This is a genomic window from Acidiferrobacterales bacterium (assembly GCA_028820695.1).
Classification (GTDB): domain Bacteria; phylum Pseudomonadota; class Gammaproteobacteria; order Arenicellales; family JAJDZL01; genus JAJDZL01.
On sequence record JAPPIB010000055.1, the window covers coordinates 171,620 to 189,349 of the forward strand.

General features: G+C 52.6%; 15 protein-coding genes. 12 read left to right on the forward strand and 3 right to left on the reverse strand.

The genetic code is table 11. The features are described 5' to 3' along the window. Positions 1-112: 112 nt before the first annotated feature. The 6 genes from OXI60_11495 (at position 113) to boxB (ending at position 7,041) form a co-directional block, all read left to right on the forward strand. Positions 113-388: a type II toxin-antitoxin system Phd/YefM family antitoxin gene (locus OXI60_11495; GenBank protein ID MDE0310433.1), complete on the forward strand. Its 276-nt coding sequence runs from the start codon at positions 113-115 to the stop codon at positions 386-388. Next, complete coding sequence (locus OXI60_11500; protein MDE0310434.1) at positions 385-804, forward strand: type II toxin-antitoxin system VapC family toxin; 420 nt, start codon at positions 385-387, stop codon at positions 802-804. The genes OXI60_11495 and OXI60_11500 overlap by 4 nt, the downstream gene beginning before the upstream one ends. A 483-nt stretch (positions 805-1,287) precedes the next feature. After that, complete coding sequence (locus OXI60_11505) at positions 1,288-2,835, forward strand: benzoate-CoA ligase family protein (protein ID MDE0310435.1); 1,548 nt, start codon at positions 1,288-1,290, stop codon at positions 2,833-2,835. Further along, positions 2,832-3,659, forward strand: coding sequence for an alpha/beta hydrolase (locus tag OXI60_11510; GenBank protein MDE0310436.1), 828 nt, complete (start codon positions 2,832-2,834; stop codon positions 3,657-3,659). Before OXI60_11505 ends, OXI60_11510 begins: the two co-directional genes overlap by 4 nt. 224 nt (positions 3,660-3,883) lie before the next feature. Next, positions 3,884-5,542: a 2,3-epoxybenzoyl-CoA dihydrolase gene (gene boxC / locus OXI60_11515; GenBank protein MDE0310437.1), complete on the forward strand. Its 1,659-nt coding sequence runs from the start codon at positions 3,884-3,886 to the stop codon at positions 5,540-5,542. Positions 5,543-5,589: 47 nt separating this feature from the next. Next, a complete protein-coding gene (gene boxB / locus OXI60_11520; GenBank protein MDE0310438.1) occupies positions 5,590-7,041 on the forward strand; it encodes a benzoyl-CoA 2,3-epoxidase subunit BoxB in 1,452 nt (483 codons plus the stop codon). 182 nt (positions 7,042-7,223) lie between these two features. Here boxB and OXI60_11525 read toward each other — a convergent pair whose 3' ends face one another. Continuing rightward, positions 7,224-7,850, reverse strand: coding sequence for a GPP34 family phosphoprotein (locus OXI60_11525; protein ID MDE0310439.1), 627 nt, complete (start codon positions 7,848-7,850; stop codon positions 7,224-7,226). 1,158 nt (positions 7,851-9,008) lie between these two features. On the opposite strand from OXI60_11525, the gene OXI60_11530 reads away from it, so the two are divergent. Then, complete coding sequence (locus tag OXI60_11530) at positions 9,009-10,409, forward strand: tetratricopeptide repeat protein (protein ID MDE0310440.1); 1,401 nt, start codon at positions 9,009-9,011, stop codon at positions 10,407-10,409. Between the two features lie 98 nt (positions 10,410-10,507). On the opposite strand, the gene groL is transcribed toward OXI60_11530, so the two are convergent. Beyond that, positions 10,508-12,136: a chaperonin GroEL gene (gene groL, locus OXI60_11535; protein ID MDE0310441.1), complete on the reverse strand. Its 1,629-nt coding sequence runs from the start codon at positions 12,134-12,136 to the stop codon at positions 10,508-10,510. A 41-nt stretch (positions 12,137-12,177) separates the two neighbouring features. After that, on the reverse strand, positions 12,178-12,465 hold the full coding sequence (locus OXI60_11540) for a co-chaperone GroES (protein ID MDE0310442.1): 288 nt from the start codon (positions 12,463-12,465) through the stop codon (positions 12,178-12,180). 447 nt (positions 12,466-12,912) lie between these two features. Here OXI60_11540 and wrbA point away from each other — a divergent pair, with 447 nt between their 5' ends. From wrbA to OXI60_11565, 5 genes are all read left to right on the forward strand, one after another. Continuing rightward, positions 12,913-13,503 carry an NAD(P)H:quinone oxidoreductase gene (gene wrbA / locus OXI60_11545; protein ID MDE0310443.1) on the forward strand — a complete coding sequence of 197 codons (591 nt, stop codon included), beginning with the start codon at positions 12,913-12,915 and terminating at the stop codon, positions 13,501-13,503. 133 nt (positions 13,504-13,636) lie between these two features. Then, positions 13,637-14,716, forward strand: a complete 1,080-nt coding sequence (gene mnmA / locus OXI60_11550; protein MDE0310444.1) for a tRNA 2-thiouridine(34) synthase MnmA — start codon at positions 13,637-13,639, stop codon at positions 14,714-14,716. A gap of 1 nt (position 14,717) precedes the next feature. Then, on the forward strand, positions 14,718-15,323 hold the full coding sequence (gene coaE, locus OXI60_11555) for a dephospho-CoA kinase (GenBank protein MDE0310445.1): 606 nt from the start codon (positions 14,718-14,720) through the stop codon (positions 15,321-15,323). 3 nt (positions 15,324-15,326) lie between these two features. Next, positions 15,327-16,142 carry a methyltransferase domain-containing protein gene (locus OXI60_11560; protein ID MDE0310446.1) on the forward strand — a complete coding sequence of 272 codons (816 nt, stop codon included), beginning with the start codon at positions 15,327-15,329 and terminating at the stop codon, positions 16,140-16,142. A gap of 36 nt (positions 16,143-16,178) precedes the next feature. Then, positions 16,179-17,729 (forward strand): hypothetical protein, encoded by a 1,551-nt coding sequence (locus OXI60_11565; protein ID MDE0310447.1) that lies wholly within the window; start codon positions 16,179-16,181, stop codon positions 17,727-17,729. Position 17,730: the final 1 nt, after the last annotated feature.

A 17,730-nucleotide genomic window follows, 5' to 3' on the forward strand; every position in this document is an offset into this window, starting at 1 on the left:
GATTTCGGGCGTGACGAAGGTCAAATAACTTCCAAGGTAACAATAAGTCTATAGTCATGACTATGGTCAATATGCAATTCCATCCGATCCTATCCAGTTTTGGAGCAAGCCGATGGAAATTGACAAGTCGACTGGTGAAAGAACAATCAAGGCGTCTGAATTCAAGGCGAAGTGTCTCAAGTTGATGGACGAGGTCGCGAACACTGGTGAAGCGTTGGTGATATCAAAAAATGGCCGTTTGATCGCCCGTCTCGTGCCTTATCGAAGCAGGCCTGTCAGCCTGTATGGAATCGATAAGGGTAAAATCGAGATTCTTGGGGACATCATTGAACCGGTGGATGTCAAATGGGAAGCAAATGCGGACAAATCCACGGAAGTCGATAATTGATTCGGCTTGATACGCACGTTCTCTTGTGGCTTCGCAGTGGTGAGAAGTCTCTGGGTTCTGCTGCACGGAAAAAGATCGATCAGGCTTGGCAATCGGAGGATATTGCTGTCTGCTCGATTTCATTCTGGGAAATTTTCATGCTCCAAGGCAAAGACAGAATCAGGCTATCTGAGAACATTGGAAATTGGCGGCGCGTCCTGCTGGAACAGGGCGTGGTGGAGATTCAGGTGGATGGGAGCATAAGCCTGCGAGCGGCCAGTCTGGCTGACTTTCACACTGACCGTGCCGACCGCGTGATCGTTGCCGCCGCACTCAACGGCCATTGCCTGGTTACCGCTGACAAACGTATCCTTGATTGGCCTGGCGAACTTGAGCGGCTGGACGCGTCTGAGCAGTTCCCGAGAACGTCGTGTTGACTCGTATAGACGTCAGCTGAATACCAGTTTGGACATTTGAGGGCGGTTGACATCCTGTCTGCGCAAACCGCTCCCTTACCGCTGTTTCGTCTGGACATCTGACCGGCAATCCCACCAAGATCATGCCTCTGCGATCGTGCATTCCTGATGCTTTTCTCGCCATGACTTAAGCCCGTGTTGCCGTCCTCAACGCGGAGCTGCAGACATCAGATATGCTGCATTGGAAGACGCAAGTATTTTCTATGAGTGTTCGCGTGATGCAGAAGCAATGCCGCGGCGATCATTGGATCACAAGAGACGATTGATCTTTGCTGAAATCCCAGCCTCACGGCAGGCTTGTGCTTGCGAGAAGGTTTGCAGGGCATGGATTTCCGACACTTTTCCCAAACATATACAAATGATCTGGCGTACTTATAATGTTCAACCACAAACTCTTCAGGGGGAGTGTTGATTGATAGATGTTCAGCATTGTCGAGTGAGTTTATGGAAAGCACGAACAACAAAAATGCTGCGCTTTGGTTTGTCGACCGGCATGTCGAACAGGGCAGGTCCGACAAGGTGGCGTTCCGGGAGGCGTCGGATGAGAGCCGAACTCTGACCTATGGTGAGTTGGCCGAGCGTTCCAGTCTGGTAGCGGACGCTTTTTCCAAACTGGATATCCGACGCGAAGAAAGAGTAGCCTGTCTCTTGCTTGACCAGATTGAATACCCTGAAGTGTTCTGGGGAGCATTGAAGTCGGGAGTTGTACCTGTGCTGATCAACACATTGTTGTCAACAGCAGTGTACAGCGCCATCCTTGAAGACAGCCGGGCGGTGTGCCTGATTGTCTCGTCCGAGTTACTTGACCGGGTGATGCCAGCAGTTGAGGGCAACCCTTACCTGCGCGAGGTTGTCGTGGTCGGCCGCGATGCACCGCAGGGCATGTCTGTGTACAGTGACTTCATAACGGATACAAAACCGCGTCAGCCAATTGATGTCGATGGAGACGAGTGTGCGTTTTGGCTCTATTCGTCAGGATCAACCGGCAATCCCAAGGGTGTACGACACGTCCACAGCGCCCTGCGGGCGACTGCAGAAACCTATGGCGCACAAGTTCTTGGGATACGCAGCGGTGATGTGGTTTTCTCGGCGGCCAAGATTTTCTTTGCCTATGGGCTTGGAAATTCGATGACGTTTCCGATGTCGGTCGGCGCTACCGCAGTCTTGTTTAACGGTCGACCCACCCCGGACATGGTGCTGCAAGTCATCGAGCAGGAACAGCCAACCGTGTTTTTCGGTGTTCCGACATTGTATGCAGCGGTGATTGCCAGGTTGGAGGGCAGTGAGACGCCGTCATCCAATCTTCGGGTCTGCATATCAGCGGGTGAGGCTTTGCCTGAGGAGATCGGTCTTCGTTGGCGGGACATCTGGGGCGTCGACATTCTCGATGGGGTCGGTTCAACCGAAATGCTGCATATTTTTCTCAGCAACCGATCGGATGATGTTGTATTTGGCACGTCGGGAACCGCGGTACCCGGTTACGAGCTGCGTTGTGTTGACGAGGATGGCAAAGAGGTTCAGGCGGGGCAAATCGGTGAGTTGCTGGTGCGAGGAGACTCATCCGCCGATGGATATTGGAACCAGCGCAGCAAAAGTCGGTCAACATTCGAGGGCGAGTGGACACGAACCGGAGACAAATTCGAATACTCGGGCGGGGGCCGTTACGTCTATTGCGGCCGAACCGACGATATGTTCAAGGTTTCGGGTATCTGGGTCTCGCCGTTCGAGGTGGAACAGGCACTGGTGTCTCACGATGCTGTCCTTGAGGCGGCGGTTGTGGCGGCGAGAGACAAAGATGGACTTGAGAAACCGAAGGCATTCGTCGTACTCAATCATGATGCGGATGATTCGGACATTCGCGGCGTTCTCAAGGAGTTTGTGAAAGACAGGATCGGACTATGGAAGTATCCGCGTTGGATTGATATTGTTGACGAACTTCCAAAAACAGCGACTGGAAAAATTCAGCGATTCAAACTGCGGGAACCTCAATGACCCAGGTCCGGTGGGCTGACGGTGCCACAGGTTTCATTTCCGCTGGCGGCCATCGTCTCGAATTCGCCTGCTTCGGCCCGCCACCGCACGACGCTCCGACAATTGTCATGTTGCATGAGGGCCTCGGATGTGTGGGCCTGTGGCGGGATTTCCCGGAATTGGTTTCGCAATCGATCGGATTCGGTGTTTTCACCTACTCCCGTGCCGGCTATGGTCAGTCTGATGCGGTTGAGTTGCCGCGACCGTTGGACTACATGACGATTGAAGCACAGGACGTTCTTCCGGACGTTCTCGACTCGATAGGACTGAGATGCGGAATACTGCTTGGGCATTCGGATGGCGCAACAATTTCCGCGATCTATGCAGGAACAGTTTCCGATCCTCGAATTCGAGGGCTTGTTCTGATCGCGCCACATTTTTTTGCTGAAGAGGTCGGACTATCGCAGATCCAACGGGCTGCCGAAATTTTCAGGACGGGCGAACTGAGACTCAAGATGGCCAAGTATCACCGAAATCCCGATGTTGCATTCCGCGGTTGGAACGATGCGTGGCTGCATCCTGATTTTGTAAGATGGAATGTGAGCGACGTGATCGATCACCTGCGTATTCCGGTTCTCGCCATTCAGGGTGAAGATGATCAGTATGGGACATTGGCGCAAGTCAGAGAAATCGAAAGCCGAGTCAATGCGCCTTTCGAGAAGTTGATCCTGCCGCAGTGCCAGCACTCGCCCCACCTGAGCCGGCCCCAAGAGACGGTTGCAGCAATCGCCAGGTTCTCGATGCGGTTTGACAGGTTCGAAAGTGGAGTTGTTCAATCCACTTGATTGCGTCTGTGCAGCGCTGGCCGTGAGCCGGAATGGCTGCACTGTGCTATGAGATGCGACCTGCGCAAAATCTGTCGTTCGGTTGAGACGTTATAATTCGATTCGGTGATCACCGGCTTTACCTGCGTCGACTTGATTTCGGTTTCAGGTTGAGACGCGGGCATTTGTACTGATCTGCACCGCCGGTTTGGTTTCAGGGTGCTGACTAACATCGAGATGGAAAATTGAGAGATTTCATAAACTTTCAGACCGACCCGTCAAGATACCGCCACTGGCGCGTCGATTATGATGGTGCGATTGCCAGCATCTATATGGATGTCGACGACGAAGGTGGACTATTTGACGGATATGAACTGAAACTGAATTCCTACGATCTTGGTGTCGACATTGAACTTGCGGATATTGTTGAGAGGATGCGTTTTGAGCATCCGCAGGTTAAGGTCGTGGTACTTCAGTCCGGCAAGGATCGGATTTTCTGCGCCGGCGCTAACATTCGCATGCTGGGCGGCGCGTCACACAGCCACAAGGTTAACTTCTGCAAGTTCACGAATGAAACACGAAATGCTCTGGAATCTGCAGAATCTGACAGCGGTCAGAAATACATTGCGGCGATCCGGGGTTCCTGTGCCGGGGGCGGTTATGAACTGGCCCTTGCGTGCAATTACATCATGCTGACAGACGATCGGAACACTTCAGTCTCTCTTCCTGAAGTGCCCCTTCTTGCCGTGTTGCCAGGAACAGGCGGTCTCACCCGTCTGACAGACAAGCGCAAAGTCCGCCGCGACTTGGCCGATGTCTTCTGTTCGACGGAGGAGGGAGTCAAGGGCAAGCGGGCGCAGGAGTGGCGACTGGTCGATGAGGTGGTCAGCAATTCCAGCTTCAATCAGGCTGTGTTGGAACGCGCGACAGGGTTTGCTGATGCGTCCGAAAAGCCGGCAGTCGCGCAGGGCATTGTGCTGACAGACCTGGATCGAACCTTTGAGCGTGATGGAAATGTGAAATACTCTGCTGTCAGTGTTGAGGTTGATCGTGCGTCGAGAAAGGCCACGATTGACATTTTCGGTCCCGACTCAGCTCCCCCGGACATCGAATCGTTTGTCAGGCACGGTGCGGAGAACTATCTGCTCCGTCTTGCCCGCGAACTGGACGATGCTGTTCTTCATCTGCGTCTGAACGAACTTGAGATCGGACTTTTGGTGTTCAGGTCGCAAGGCAGCCACGAACAGTTCATTGCTCATGAGACCTTGTTGTTGAATAACACTGACCATTGGCTGGTCAATGAAGTGCTGAAGTTGTGGAAGCGAGTTCTGAAACGTATCGACATCACGTCGCGTTCCATGATTGCAGCAATCGAACACGGTTCGTGTTTCAGCGGAATTCTGGCGGAGATCATATTTGCTGTTGATCGCAGCTATATGATGATGGATGAATTTGAGAACGACGATAGGCCGTTTGCGCATATTTCATTGACGGATGCGAACTTCGGAATGTTTCCGATGGCCAACGGCCTTTCGCGGCTGCAGACCCGATTCTTGGGTGATGGAAACTGTCTCGAGACTGCGATTCAGCGGAAAAGTGAAAGTCTTGATGCGCAGACAGCTGAAGAACTTGGCTTGGTGACGTGGTCGCTGGATGAACTGGACTGGGAAGATGAACTGAGAATTTTCATAGAAGAGCGTGCGTCTTTCAGTCCCGATGCCATGACGGCAATGGAGGCTAATTTGAGATTCGCTGGTCCCGAGACAATGGAAACACGGATTTTCGGACGTCTGACCGCTTGGCAGAACTGGATATTCAACCGTCCCAATGCAGTTGGAACTGAAGGTGCGTTGCAACGCTATGGCAGCGGAGTGCGCGGCAGATTTGACATGGAACGGGTTTGAGTCGGTTGCGGAGCAAACCAGATTCAGAAAAATTTCGAGGCAGTCAAGTGGAAGATCACACAAAGGTCGATTACGACACACGGATTCCCAATAACGTCGGGCTAAGTGCCGACCGAAAGGTTCTTCGGGCTTTGGAGAAGTGGCATCCTGGTTTTATCGATTGGTGGAATGAGCTGATTCCAGCGCGATATCAGCAGTCCATGGTCTATCTTCGTACCGCGATTTCCGCAGACTCGAAAGGGTGGGCAAAATTTGACTATGTGAAGATGCCGGACTATCGCTGGGGTGTACTTTTGGCGCCGCGTCAGCAAGGTCGCACGATTCCCTGTGGTGAGCATTGCGGCGAGCCTGCGTGGCAGGATGTGCCGGGAGAGTATCGGAACATGCTCAAGCGCCTGATCGTGATTCAGGGTGATACCGAACCGGCGTCTGTGGAACAGCAACACTTGCTTGCTCTGAGCGCCCCGTCACTCTATGACATGCGCAACCTGTTTCAGGTCAATGTCGAGGAAAGCCGTCATCTGTGGGCGATGGTGTACCTGCTTTTCAAGTACTTTGGGCGGGACGGTCGCGAAGAAGGCGAGGACCTTCTGCGCCGTTCGTCCGGCTCTGCGGAGACGCCGAGATTGCTCGGCGCGTTCAATGAGAAGACCCCGGATTGGCTGTCGTTTTTCATGTTCACGTTCTGCACTGATCGCGACGGGAAAATGCAACTGGAGAGTCTGGCGCAATCCGGTTTCGACCCTCTGAGCCGAACCTGCCGCTTCATGCTGACAGAGGAGGCGCATCATATGTTTGTCGGCGAAAACGGCATCATGCGGACCATACAGGCAACCTTGGAGGCGATGAACCGGGCCGGTATCGACAATCCGAATGATGTCGAGGGGATTCGCAAGCTCGGTGTCATTGACTTGCCGACCATTCAGAAAAAACTGAATCTTCACTTCTCGCTCAGCCTTGACCTGTTCGGTCAGGAAATGTCAACCAATGCCGCCAACGCCTTCAATGCAGGAATCAAGGGGCGTTACATGGAGTCCAAGCTTGAGGACGACCACAGGCTTGTGGAGGCGACGTATGCTGTCCGAACTGTAAAGAATGGTGAAATTGTCTCCGAACAGGTTCCGGCGCTGACCGCAATCAATATGCGGTTGAGAGATGACTACATTGTTGACGCATCACGGGGTGTCAAACGATGGAATAGTCTGATTCGAAGAAACGGGATACCGTTCGAGATGAAACTTCCCAGCGAGGCTTTCCATCGTCAGATCGGCGTGTTTGCAGCTGTTCATGCGGATGTGGGTGGAAACCTGATCGACCAGGGCACGTGGGACCGGAATGTCAGCGAATGGTTGCCGACGGGCGGTGATGAGGACTTTGTCCAGTCGTTGATGGAGCCCTGCTATGAGCCGGGCGAATATGCGAGTTGGATTGCTCCGCCCAGAGCGGGCATCAACAACAGGCCCGGTGACTTCGAGTACGTCAGGTTGCATATGGCGTAAACGTCAAGGCACTCCCAGCGAAAATAATGTTATCCGGCAAGTTCGTCAGCCTGGGGACACCGGGAGTGATTTTTCATTCAAGATGACAACCGATCTTCCGTCGACTGTCATAGGGCCATGGTCAGTTATCAGGAAGCAGACAGGGGCAGTGCCGGAGACTCATAAATTATGAGTTTTGCTGTTCAATCTGTGCGCGCTTTGGCAATCTCCTGAACGACAGCCTGTCCAATCAATTCGATACCGGCGAAACTCTTGATACGCGGTTCTACAGTTGTAAATGTATCAGGGCCGAATACGAGTTCCCAAAGACCACAGGCATCCGCCAATGCGATGATCATGATGTCTCTTGGAGCTGGTATGTCGTTGGTCTGGACAATGCCCGCGATTCGATGCAGGACATCTCGATCTGATCTGCCGGACTCATGGGTGATGGTATAGTTGCCAATAAATCGCAGCAGTCGATCGCGCTGGCGCAAGAGAATACCGCGTTCCACCAGGCTTTCGGTCAGTCGGTCGGCGATACGTTCGGCACCTGTCGCGAATACACGAACCCAATAACGTGTCGGTCGTTTTTTCGGATCAGCGGCAATCTGTTCCAGCACAATGTCAAGCAACGGCTCCCTCATCGATGCATTGCTGGTCACAAACAACCCTTCCAGGTCGGTATCTATGCGATTGTTGATCGCGAGTTCCATCAGGAGTGCGCCGCTGAGTGTATTGCTGATGGTTTCGGATGGCAGCCTGTCTGTCAGTCTGCCGGTTTCCGAATCCAGCATCAGGATGAAAATTTCCTCGCTGATCGTGATCATCTGAAATTATCCAACACGTGAACTTGTAATTGTGCCATCGGAAATAGACGAACGGGTACGTCCGTAAGCTAACAGGTCAACTGAATAGACTGTCATGAAACAAATCGTCCAATATCACTGAACAAATACGCACCTCTGACTATTTTATGCGAAGTGCTGCAGCGGATGAACGGGTACGGATTATCAGACTTTTCCAAAACAGCAAAGCGGCACGGTGTTTCACAGCGAAGAAAGTTGTGGACCAGCAGACAATCGCATTGCCCGCGATTGTGCAATCCGTTCAAATGAGCAAGCGGTTGCCGCCAAAAGTCATGGTGAATCGGAAGAAGGATCAATTGCCCTGTCTATATCGCAGCCTTGTTCTTGTTCGAAATTCTGATATATGCCGACTCCATCGCTTCTGTGAACGAATTATGCCGATCCCAAAAATTCTGGGAATTCGCCTCCTCTTTTGATCAGAACAGCTGTCGTACTATCACTAAGGTCTGTCGCGTCCAAAGCCGGTAACGCACTGCTGCCCTGCCAGAATGACTTTAAATGCTTTCGATATACCACGGTATCAACGTTCCGAAAACGGTTCGCTGACTGACGCAGCGGTATTCATAGACACGCACTCAATCGGGCAGATGGAATGAGGTAATGGATTGGCGACATTTTATTTCGAGTCGACCAACGCGTTCAAAACAATATCGTTGCGGGCGACGTGTTTGGCGCTCAGTGAGTTTTAGCCGTTGAAGGACATTTTTCTGCCAGATGCCGATCTGCTTGAGCATCTGTGCAGCGCGCCGAATCGATACCATCCATGAGACCACAAGATTAGATCGAGAAAGCGCAAATGTCGCCGCCGTACTGAAGCGGCTTCGGTATGGATTGCGGAAAATGTTCCATGTCTGAGCCGCTTGAACTTCGAACAGCGCTTGATTTGACTGCCGATTCAATCTCCTTTGGCGACAACATCGAATGTACCGCGACAAGGCAGAGTGTTTTTCATTCGAGATCCTGAATATGTTCTTGACAAGTGAAAACAATATCCTGTAAACAATGACCCAAGAATTTGCGCCTCCATCGGCAGCAGGATGTCGAGACGTATTGCCATGTTGGAATGTCAACGTGTTCACAACGATGGAACATCGAGGAAACCCAGAAGGCTGATCGAGTATGACACAGTTAATAGACAACCGAGGTCTTGCGATGACAGTTGCAAGTCAGACCGTCGTGGATAATTTCGAGTCCGCGCTTTCCCAGATGCTCACCTATTCGGGTGACTCGGTCGGGACGATTGATAAAGCCATTGCCGAAGATCCAGAGTTTGTGATGGGACACTGTCTGCGCGCACATGCCGGCGGTGTAATGGTGGATGCCGCATTCTGTGATCAGGTGCGGGAATCTGTAGCGCATGCTGAGGCGCTGGCTGGCAAAGCCAATGATCGCGAGCGAAAACATATTGCGGCAGCACGCAAATGGCTGGATGGAAATTTCAACCAGGCGGCCGAGTTGCTGGAGTCCGTGCTGGTGGACTACCCGAGAGATACTCTGGCTTTGCTGATCGCACATCTCGGTGATTTTTACCGCGGTGATGCGCACAATCTTCGCGATCGCGTAGCCCGGGTATTGCCCCAGTACTCCGAAGATGACGCTGAGTATGGCTACGTGCTCGGAATGTACGCATTTGGATTGGAAGAATGCAATGAATACTCGATCGCCGAAGAAACCGGCAGGAAGGCGGTTGAGATGAACGCCGCTGATGTCTGGGCGACTCACGCGGTGGCGCATGTCATGGAGATGCAAGGACGACAGGATGATGGCATTAATTGGTATGAATCCCGTGTGAGCGATTGGTCTTCCGACAGTGGGTTTGCAGTTCACAACTGGTGGCATCTTGCTCTTTTCTATCTTGACCTTTACCGAACTGACAAGGTATTGGAGATATACGACAACACAATCTTTGACGGTATTGTCGCATTGGAGATGCTGGATGCAAGTGCATTGCTCTGGCGATTGCATCTGATGGGGATCGACACCGGAAACCGCTGGCAGGTATTGAGTGACAAGTGGGCTGAGACGATAGAAAAAGCCGGATACTACTGTTTCAATGATGTGCATGCGATACTGGCTTTCGTTGGAAGCGGCAGGCTTGACTTGGCCGACAGGATGGTCAGTCAGCTCAGATGCAGTGCATCGAATACAAATGACTCGGGCGGCATGATCCGAAATGTTGGATTGCCGATTGGCGAGGCCATAGTGGCATTCGGCAAGGGTGACTATGGGGTTTGCACCGATCTGCTTTGCAAGATCCGCTATATCGCCAATCAGTTCGGCGGCAGTCACGCCCAACGGGACTTTATCCCGCAGACGCTGATAGAATCCGCGGCTCGCGCCGGTCGGTTGAATCAAGCGCGATCGCTGCTTTCAGAGCGGGCTGCGAGAAAGCCGACAAGTCCGCACATCTGGCAAAAGACAGCGAGTGTATTGGAACAGTTGCAATGTGTTGATGAGGCACAACGTGCGAGACGAAGAGCGGAGTCATTGCTTGCCTCTTCGAGGATGTCGGCAGATTGAGTGAAAACTGACTTGACCTGATCACTGACCGGTGCTTGTGTCCCAATAAAAAGCCCTGCGCAGAGGCAGGGCTTTTTCCGATCGACTGAGCGGTTGGATTACATCATGCCGCCCATGTCCGGTGGTCCTGCCGGCATGGCAGGTTTCTCTTCTGGAATTTCCGCCACCATAGCTTCCGTCGTAATCATCAATCCTGCGATTGACGCAGCATTCTGAAGTGCTGTACGGGCTACCTTGGTCGGATCCAGAATTCCCAGATCAATCATGTCACCGTAGTCACCGGTTGCGGCGTCGTAACCGTAGTTACCTTCACCTTCCTTGACATTGTTCAACACAACTGAACTGTCTTCACCGGCATTGGCGACAATCTGTCGCAACGGCTCTTCCAATGCACGCTGAACAATTCTGATTCCAACGTTCTGATCATCGTTTGCACCGTCAACACCGGCAACGGCATCGATCGCTCGCACCATCGCCACACCGCCGCCAGGAACAACACCTTCCTCGACTGCGGCACGGGTGGCGTGCAACGCATCTTCGACTCTGGCTTTCTTTTCCTTCATCTCGACTTCCGTTGCCGCACCAACCTTGATCACTGCGACACCACCGGCGAGCTTGGCAACACGCTCTTGCATCTTCTCACGGTCGTAGTCAGAAGTCGCTTCCTCAATCTGGGCGCGAATCTGATTGACACGGGCGTTGATGTCCTCGGTTTTACCGGCACCGTCGATGATGGTGGTGTTTTCCTTGGTGATCTGAACTTTCTTGGCGGAACCAAGATCGTCGATCTTGGCATTCTCAAGACTCATGCCCACCTCTTCGGAAATTACCTGACCGGCAGTCAGAATTGCGATATCCTGAAGCATTGCCTTTCTTCGGTCACCGAAACCAGGGGCTTTCACACCACAGACCTTGACGATTCCGCGGATGTTGTTCACAACCAGAGTCGCCAGTGCTTCACCCTCGATATCCTCGGCGAGAACCAGCAACGGACGTCCGGATTTGGCAACCGCTTCCAGCAGGCCGAGCAGATCACGGATGTTGGAAATCTTCTTGTCATGGACCAGAATCAGCGGGTTGTCGAGCTCGACTGACATGCTGTCCTGATTGTTGATGAAGTAAGGGGAAAGATATCCGCGATCAAACTGCATACCTTCAACAGTGTCCAGTTCGTTCTCAAGTGTGGAACCCTCCTCGACTGTGATCACGCCTTCCTTGCCTACGGTTTCCATTGCTTCAGCAATAATCGCACCGACTTTTTCGTCAGCATTTGCCGAAACGGTACCAACCTGGGCAATTTCCTTGTAATCGGAACAAGGCTTCGACACGTCCAGCAGGCTCTCAACAGCCTTGCTGACAGCTTTGTCAGTGCCCCGTTTCAAGTCCATGGGATTCATGCCGGCGGCAACCGCTTTCAGTCCTTCGCGAAGCATCGCCTGCGCAAGTACTGTTGCGGTGGTGGTTCCGTCGCCCGCCACATCTGAAGTCTTTGAAGCGACTTCTTTCAGCATCTGGGCTCCCATGTTTTCGAATTTGTCTTTCAGTTCAATTTCCTTAGCGACTGATACACCATCCTTGGTGACTGTCGGCGCACCGAAAGACTTCTCCAATACGACATTACGGCCCTTCGGACCCAATGTGACTTTTACAGCATCGGCGAGTACATTTACACCGGCAATCTTGCGATTGCGTGCACTTTCGCCGAACTTGACTTCTTTAGCAGCCATAATTTGCTTTTCTCCAAATTTAATCGTTGCAGATAAATGATTTACTCGATTACCGCCATGATGTCGTCTTCACGCATCATGAGGACTTCCTCGCCGTCCTGTCTGAACTCGGTACCGGCATACTTGCCGAATAGCACCTTGTCGCCGACTTTGACGTCGAGAGGACGAACACCACCGTCATCCTGAATCTTGCCATTACCAACGGCAAGGACTTCACCCTGCATCGGCTTTTCAGCCGCAGTATCGGGAATCACGATACCGCCAGGGCTTTTACGCTCGTCTTCGACCCTGCGAACGACTACACGATCATGAAGTGGACGAATTTTCACTTACAACCTCCAAGTTTCAGATTGAATAGTTTTAGGTTTGAATTTCCAATGCTGAATGTTCAGCAAGCAATTCAAATTAATCCGGAACACAAAACGAAAATGATTCAACCAGTGAACCGGTTGAACCAACCATTCGGCAGTGAATTCCGACAAAAAATCGAGGTTTGTTAGCACTCACCTCGATTGAGTGCTAACAAATTATAGGGATTAAATGATCAATGTCAATATTTATCGTGAAAAAATTGCGCTGAGATCGAAGTCGGGCTCAGCCGGGATTGCGTTCAAGCGAGAAATGGATCGAATTGTGGCTGCTGCCGGTTACGGGACATTGGTCGTGCATACTCAAATCTGTTATGTGCTGCAGCTTTAAGTAAACCCATAAACCGTGCGAAATTGTGCATCCTATTATAATATGCACCTCTCCGGTTGGGGTGGGTAGGAGCATCAATGAGCAGCATACTAATTCTGTATTACAGCCGCGATGGCAGTGTTGCAAATCTCGCGAAAATGATTGCCCGCGGCGTCAACAAGGTCAGTGGATGCGAATCAAAACTAAGGTGCGTACCACCGGTCTCGACGACCATCGAAGCGGTTGACGACGAAATCCCATCACATGGCCACCCGTATGTGACGCTGGAGGATCTTGAGGGCTGTGACGGCCTTGCGCTTGGCAGTCCCACCCGGTTCGGCAATATGGCGGCACCGCTGAAGTACTTCCTTGATTCCACCAGTTCGCTGTGGCTGTCAGGTGAACTCGCCGGAAAACCAGCCTGTGTCTTTACCTCAACGTCTTCCATGCACGGTGGACAGGAGTCCACACTGATCTCGATGATGACACCGCTATTGCATCATGGCATGATCATGATTGGGATTCCGTATACTGAACCGGAATTGTCCGATACCGCCACCGGCGGAACGCCGTATGGCGCTTCTCATGTTGCTGGCTTTACCGGCAACTCAACTCTCAGCAAGGATGAGGAAAGGTTGTGCATGGCGCTGGGCGAACGATTGGCGAGAATAGCAACCAAACTCCGGTAAAATCAGTACTGGGCCAGTTCAGCATCAAATACAAGCCACGTTGCATACGGTGTTCCGCATCCTTTCAAACTGCTTGCTCTGTCATCCATGAATTCATTCGATCATTTCGAATTGTGTCGTAACCGTAACAATCATGCCCTCAAATACTGCTGAAACAGTCGTAGTCGGGATGTCCGGCGGTGTTGACTCGTCCGTATCCGCCGCGTTATTGCTGGAACAGGGGTACAACGTTATCGGACTGTTCATGAAAAACTGGGAGGAGGATGACGATGATGAGTGCGGCGCGACAGAGGACTTGGCGGATGCCCAGGCTGTCTGTGATGTTTTGGATATACCCCTGAAGACAGTCAACTTCTCATATGAGTATTGGGAGCGCGTGTTTACCGGATTCCTGAGAGATCTTCAACGCGGAAAAACACCGAATCCAGATATCATCTGCAATGTTGAGATCAAGTTTCGCGAATTTCCTCAATGGGCGATGAGGCTCGGTGCCGATTACGTCGCTACCGGTCACTATGCGCGAATTGTGCGCGAGAACGGCACCTTGAATCTTCTCAAGGGAGTCGACAGGGACAAAGACCAAACCTACTTTCTTTATGGATTGAAGTCGGACGCACTCCACAATGCGATGTTTCCGATCGGTTTGATGACCAAGGACCAGGTGCGATCAAAGGCGCGAAAGCTGGGTCTTGAAGTTCATGACAAAAAGGGAAGTACCGGCATCTGCTTTATCGGACGGAGAAATTTCAAGTCGTTTGTCAGCCGCTACCTGGAATCGACCGAAGGCCCGATCATCGATTCACAAGGTACAGTGCTCGGAAAACATGACGGTGCCTTTTTATACACCATCGGTCAGCGCACCGGACTTGGGGTCGGCGGGCCGGGTGAGGCCTGGTACGTAGCAGACAAGGATATTGCAGGCAACAAGGTGGTGGCGGTACAGGGTCACGATCACCCTCTCCTATACAGTCGGCAAGCCACTATATCCAAACCCGCATGGATCTCGATACAGCACAGTTTGCCTCATGCGGCACAGGCAAAGGTGCGCTATCGGAGCGAAGAGCAAAACTGTCTTGTCTGTCATTCACAGGATCAGGGCTATTTTGTGGAATTTGAGCAACCCGTTCGCGCAGTCACACCCGGGCAATCCATTGTCTTCTACGACGATGAGATCTGTCTGGGCGGTGCGATAATCGAAGCCACGCAAACCTGACATGCTTACCGTCGGAATCACTGGAGGAATCGGCAGTGGAAAGTCTGCTGCCGCAGACAGGTTCGCCGAACTTGGCGTTCCTGTCATCGACGCCGATGTGATTGCACGGCAAATTGTGGAGCCTGGTCGACCCGCATGCAGCAAAGTGATCGAAACTTTCGGCGCTGAATTCGCTGCCGCCGACGGCGGACTGGATCGCGGCAAGCTGAGAAAACTGGTGTTTTCCGACTCCGGAAAGATAACCCGGCTTGAAGACATCCTGCACCCGGAGATTCACGCAGAAATCTTGCGCCGGCTGTCTGATCTGTCAGCGCCGTACGCCGTAGTTGTGATTCCGCTGCTGGCAGAAAGCAAACGCAGTTATCCGCTTGATCGGGTCTTGGTCATTGATGCACCATCGCAGCTGCAGATCAGCCGGGTGTCCGATCGCGACGGTGAGACTGCGCAGGAAGTCGAAAAAATCATCAGTCTGCAAGCGACGCGAAAGGATCGGTTGAGAGTCGCGGATGATGTCATCTCAAACACCGGCACCAGGCAATCGCTCACAAGTGCAGTGGATGAGTTGCACAGCAAGTATCTGGCGATCGCCGAAGATATGGGATGCTGACTGATGTCCGACCGCAAGGAAGTCAGGTCCGATCACAGCTCGATTGCCGATACAGGTTGGTTTCATGAAGAATGCGGGCAGGAACTCGGCGAACGATTGCAGTTCCTCCCGAACAAGCCGCAACGGATCGTCGATGTCGGGTGTCGTGTCGGACCGCTGAGTCGGTCGCTGCGCTCGAATTTTCCTGATGCGTCGGTCATTTCAGGCGATGCCCTGACGCGGTCAGGCCCTGAAACAGAACAGGGGAAGGTCGCAGACTGTTGCCCGGACAGTTTATCTGAACTGGAACGGATGTCACTTGAGGACGGCTCTGCAGGACTGATCGTGTCCAATCTTTCGGCCTCATATTGCGATCCGAAGGCATTTTTTGCAGAATGCTATCGGATACTGCGCGCGGACGGCGCACTTTTGTTTTCGATGTTCGCGGCTGGATCGTTGGAGGAGTTCCGCCTCGCCTGCCGCCATTCAGGTATCGCGCTCATTGATGGGAGGTTTCCCGAAATGCGCGACATCGGTGATCTGCTACTGGCCGGCGGCTTCGCAAATCCGGTTGTTGACACTGACTGCAGGCGTGTGCGTTATCCCGACATTCAATCCCTCATCCAAGTTCTCGATCAGTCTGGAGCATTCGCTGCGATGGTGGGCGATCACCGACCGCTATCGAAAAAAAGCGTACAATCTGAACTATCCGAACAGTTTCATGATCTGGATGGCAACGACAATTTCATGCTGACCGTAGACGTCATTTATGGAGTTGCGTGGAAAAATGAGTCCGGCGGCAGTACTGCCCATGTGCATTTTCATCCGGTGCAGGCATAGCTGTTCAGGCGATATCTGATCGATTGGTGAGTTTCCATGAATCTGATGACATCTCAGGAGTATTGCGAGTCGTTGGACAGTTACAGTCCGAATGTTTATGTTCGCGGCTCAAAAGTGGATAGTGTGGCAAGCCATCCGATGCTTGCGCCCGGAGTGAACGCCATCGCGATGACCTATGACTTCGCCAGGATGTCCGAACACCGGGACTACGCTCTCGCTGAACAGCACACCTCAGGTCGGACCGTCAATCGATTTGTGCATATCAATCGCGATGCAGACGATCTTCTTTGCAAGCTGGAATATGTCCGTGCGGTTTGTCAGCTGACCGGATGTGCGATGCGATATCTGTCCATGGATGGTCTGAACGCCTTGTTTCAGGCCACCTATCAGATGGATGCGGAATACGGCACCGAATATAGCACCCGTCTTATCGAGCAGATGCATCGTATCCAGCAAGAGGATCTGACAGTCGGCATCGCGATGACTGATGCGAAAGGCGACCGCTCGCTGCGACCGAGCGAACAGCCCAAGCCTGACAGTCATCTGCACATTGTGAATCGAAGACCCGATGGTATCGAGATCTCTGGTGTAAAGGCGATTGTCACCGCCGCACCTTATGTGCATGAGCTGTTTGTGTTGCCCGGTCGGAACATGTCCCGCGAGGATAAGGACTTCGCGGTCGCGTGTCAGGTACCGATTGACGCGAAAGGACTTACGATCATAGCTCGGCCTGCGGGGCGTCCCGGCGATCCCACGGCCGAATTCAGCAGCAGATTCGGACAGTCAACCGGGGTGTGTATTTTCGAGAACGTCTTCGTACCCTATGACCGGGTCTATATGTGCGGCGAATGGGAGCACGCCGAGTATCTGACCAAGACGTACGCCAACCATCATCGCCATACCTGTATTGGTGCCAGAGCCGGTTTTGGCGACCTTTTGATCGGGGCGTCCGGGATGATGATCGAGACCAACGGTCTTGATGCCAATGCTGAGCCGCATCTGAAAGACTCGATGGTGGAGTTGATCAAGACCGTCGAGAGTTTCTATGCATGCGGTGTTTCGGCGTCGGTGTATTGCACTACGACAGCGGCGGGCAACTGCGAGCCGGATGCGGTTTATTCGAACATCGGCAAGCTGATGCTGGCGAACTCAATCTATGACATGCATCGAATCGCCAACACTGTTTCGGGCGGCCTGATCGTGACACTTCCGCACCCAGACGATGACCACAATCCTGATACGATGCACAAACTGGACACACTGATGTCGGCGAGTCCCGATATTCCACCGCATCGCCGTGCGACTGTCGCCCGACTGATCGAGGATCTGACAGCCTCCCATTCCGGAGCCTGGTATTCGGTAATCAGCGTACATGGCGGAGGGTCACCAGAAGCGATGAAACGGGAAATTTACAGGAAATACCCGGTCGCAGCCAAGGCGGAGTTCGTTCAGCGCCTCATTGAGCGCGGTGTTCATGAAAGTTCCGGGAATACCGCGAAGCAGCCCGGTCAATGTTGCGATACCGGTTGCGAGCCTCCGGAAAAATCCACCATCCCAACGCGTGAGAAACGTCGATTACTTCGGTGAA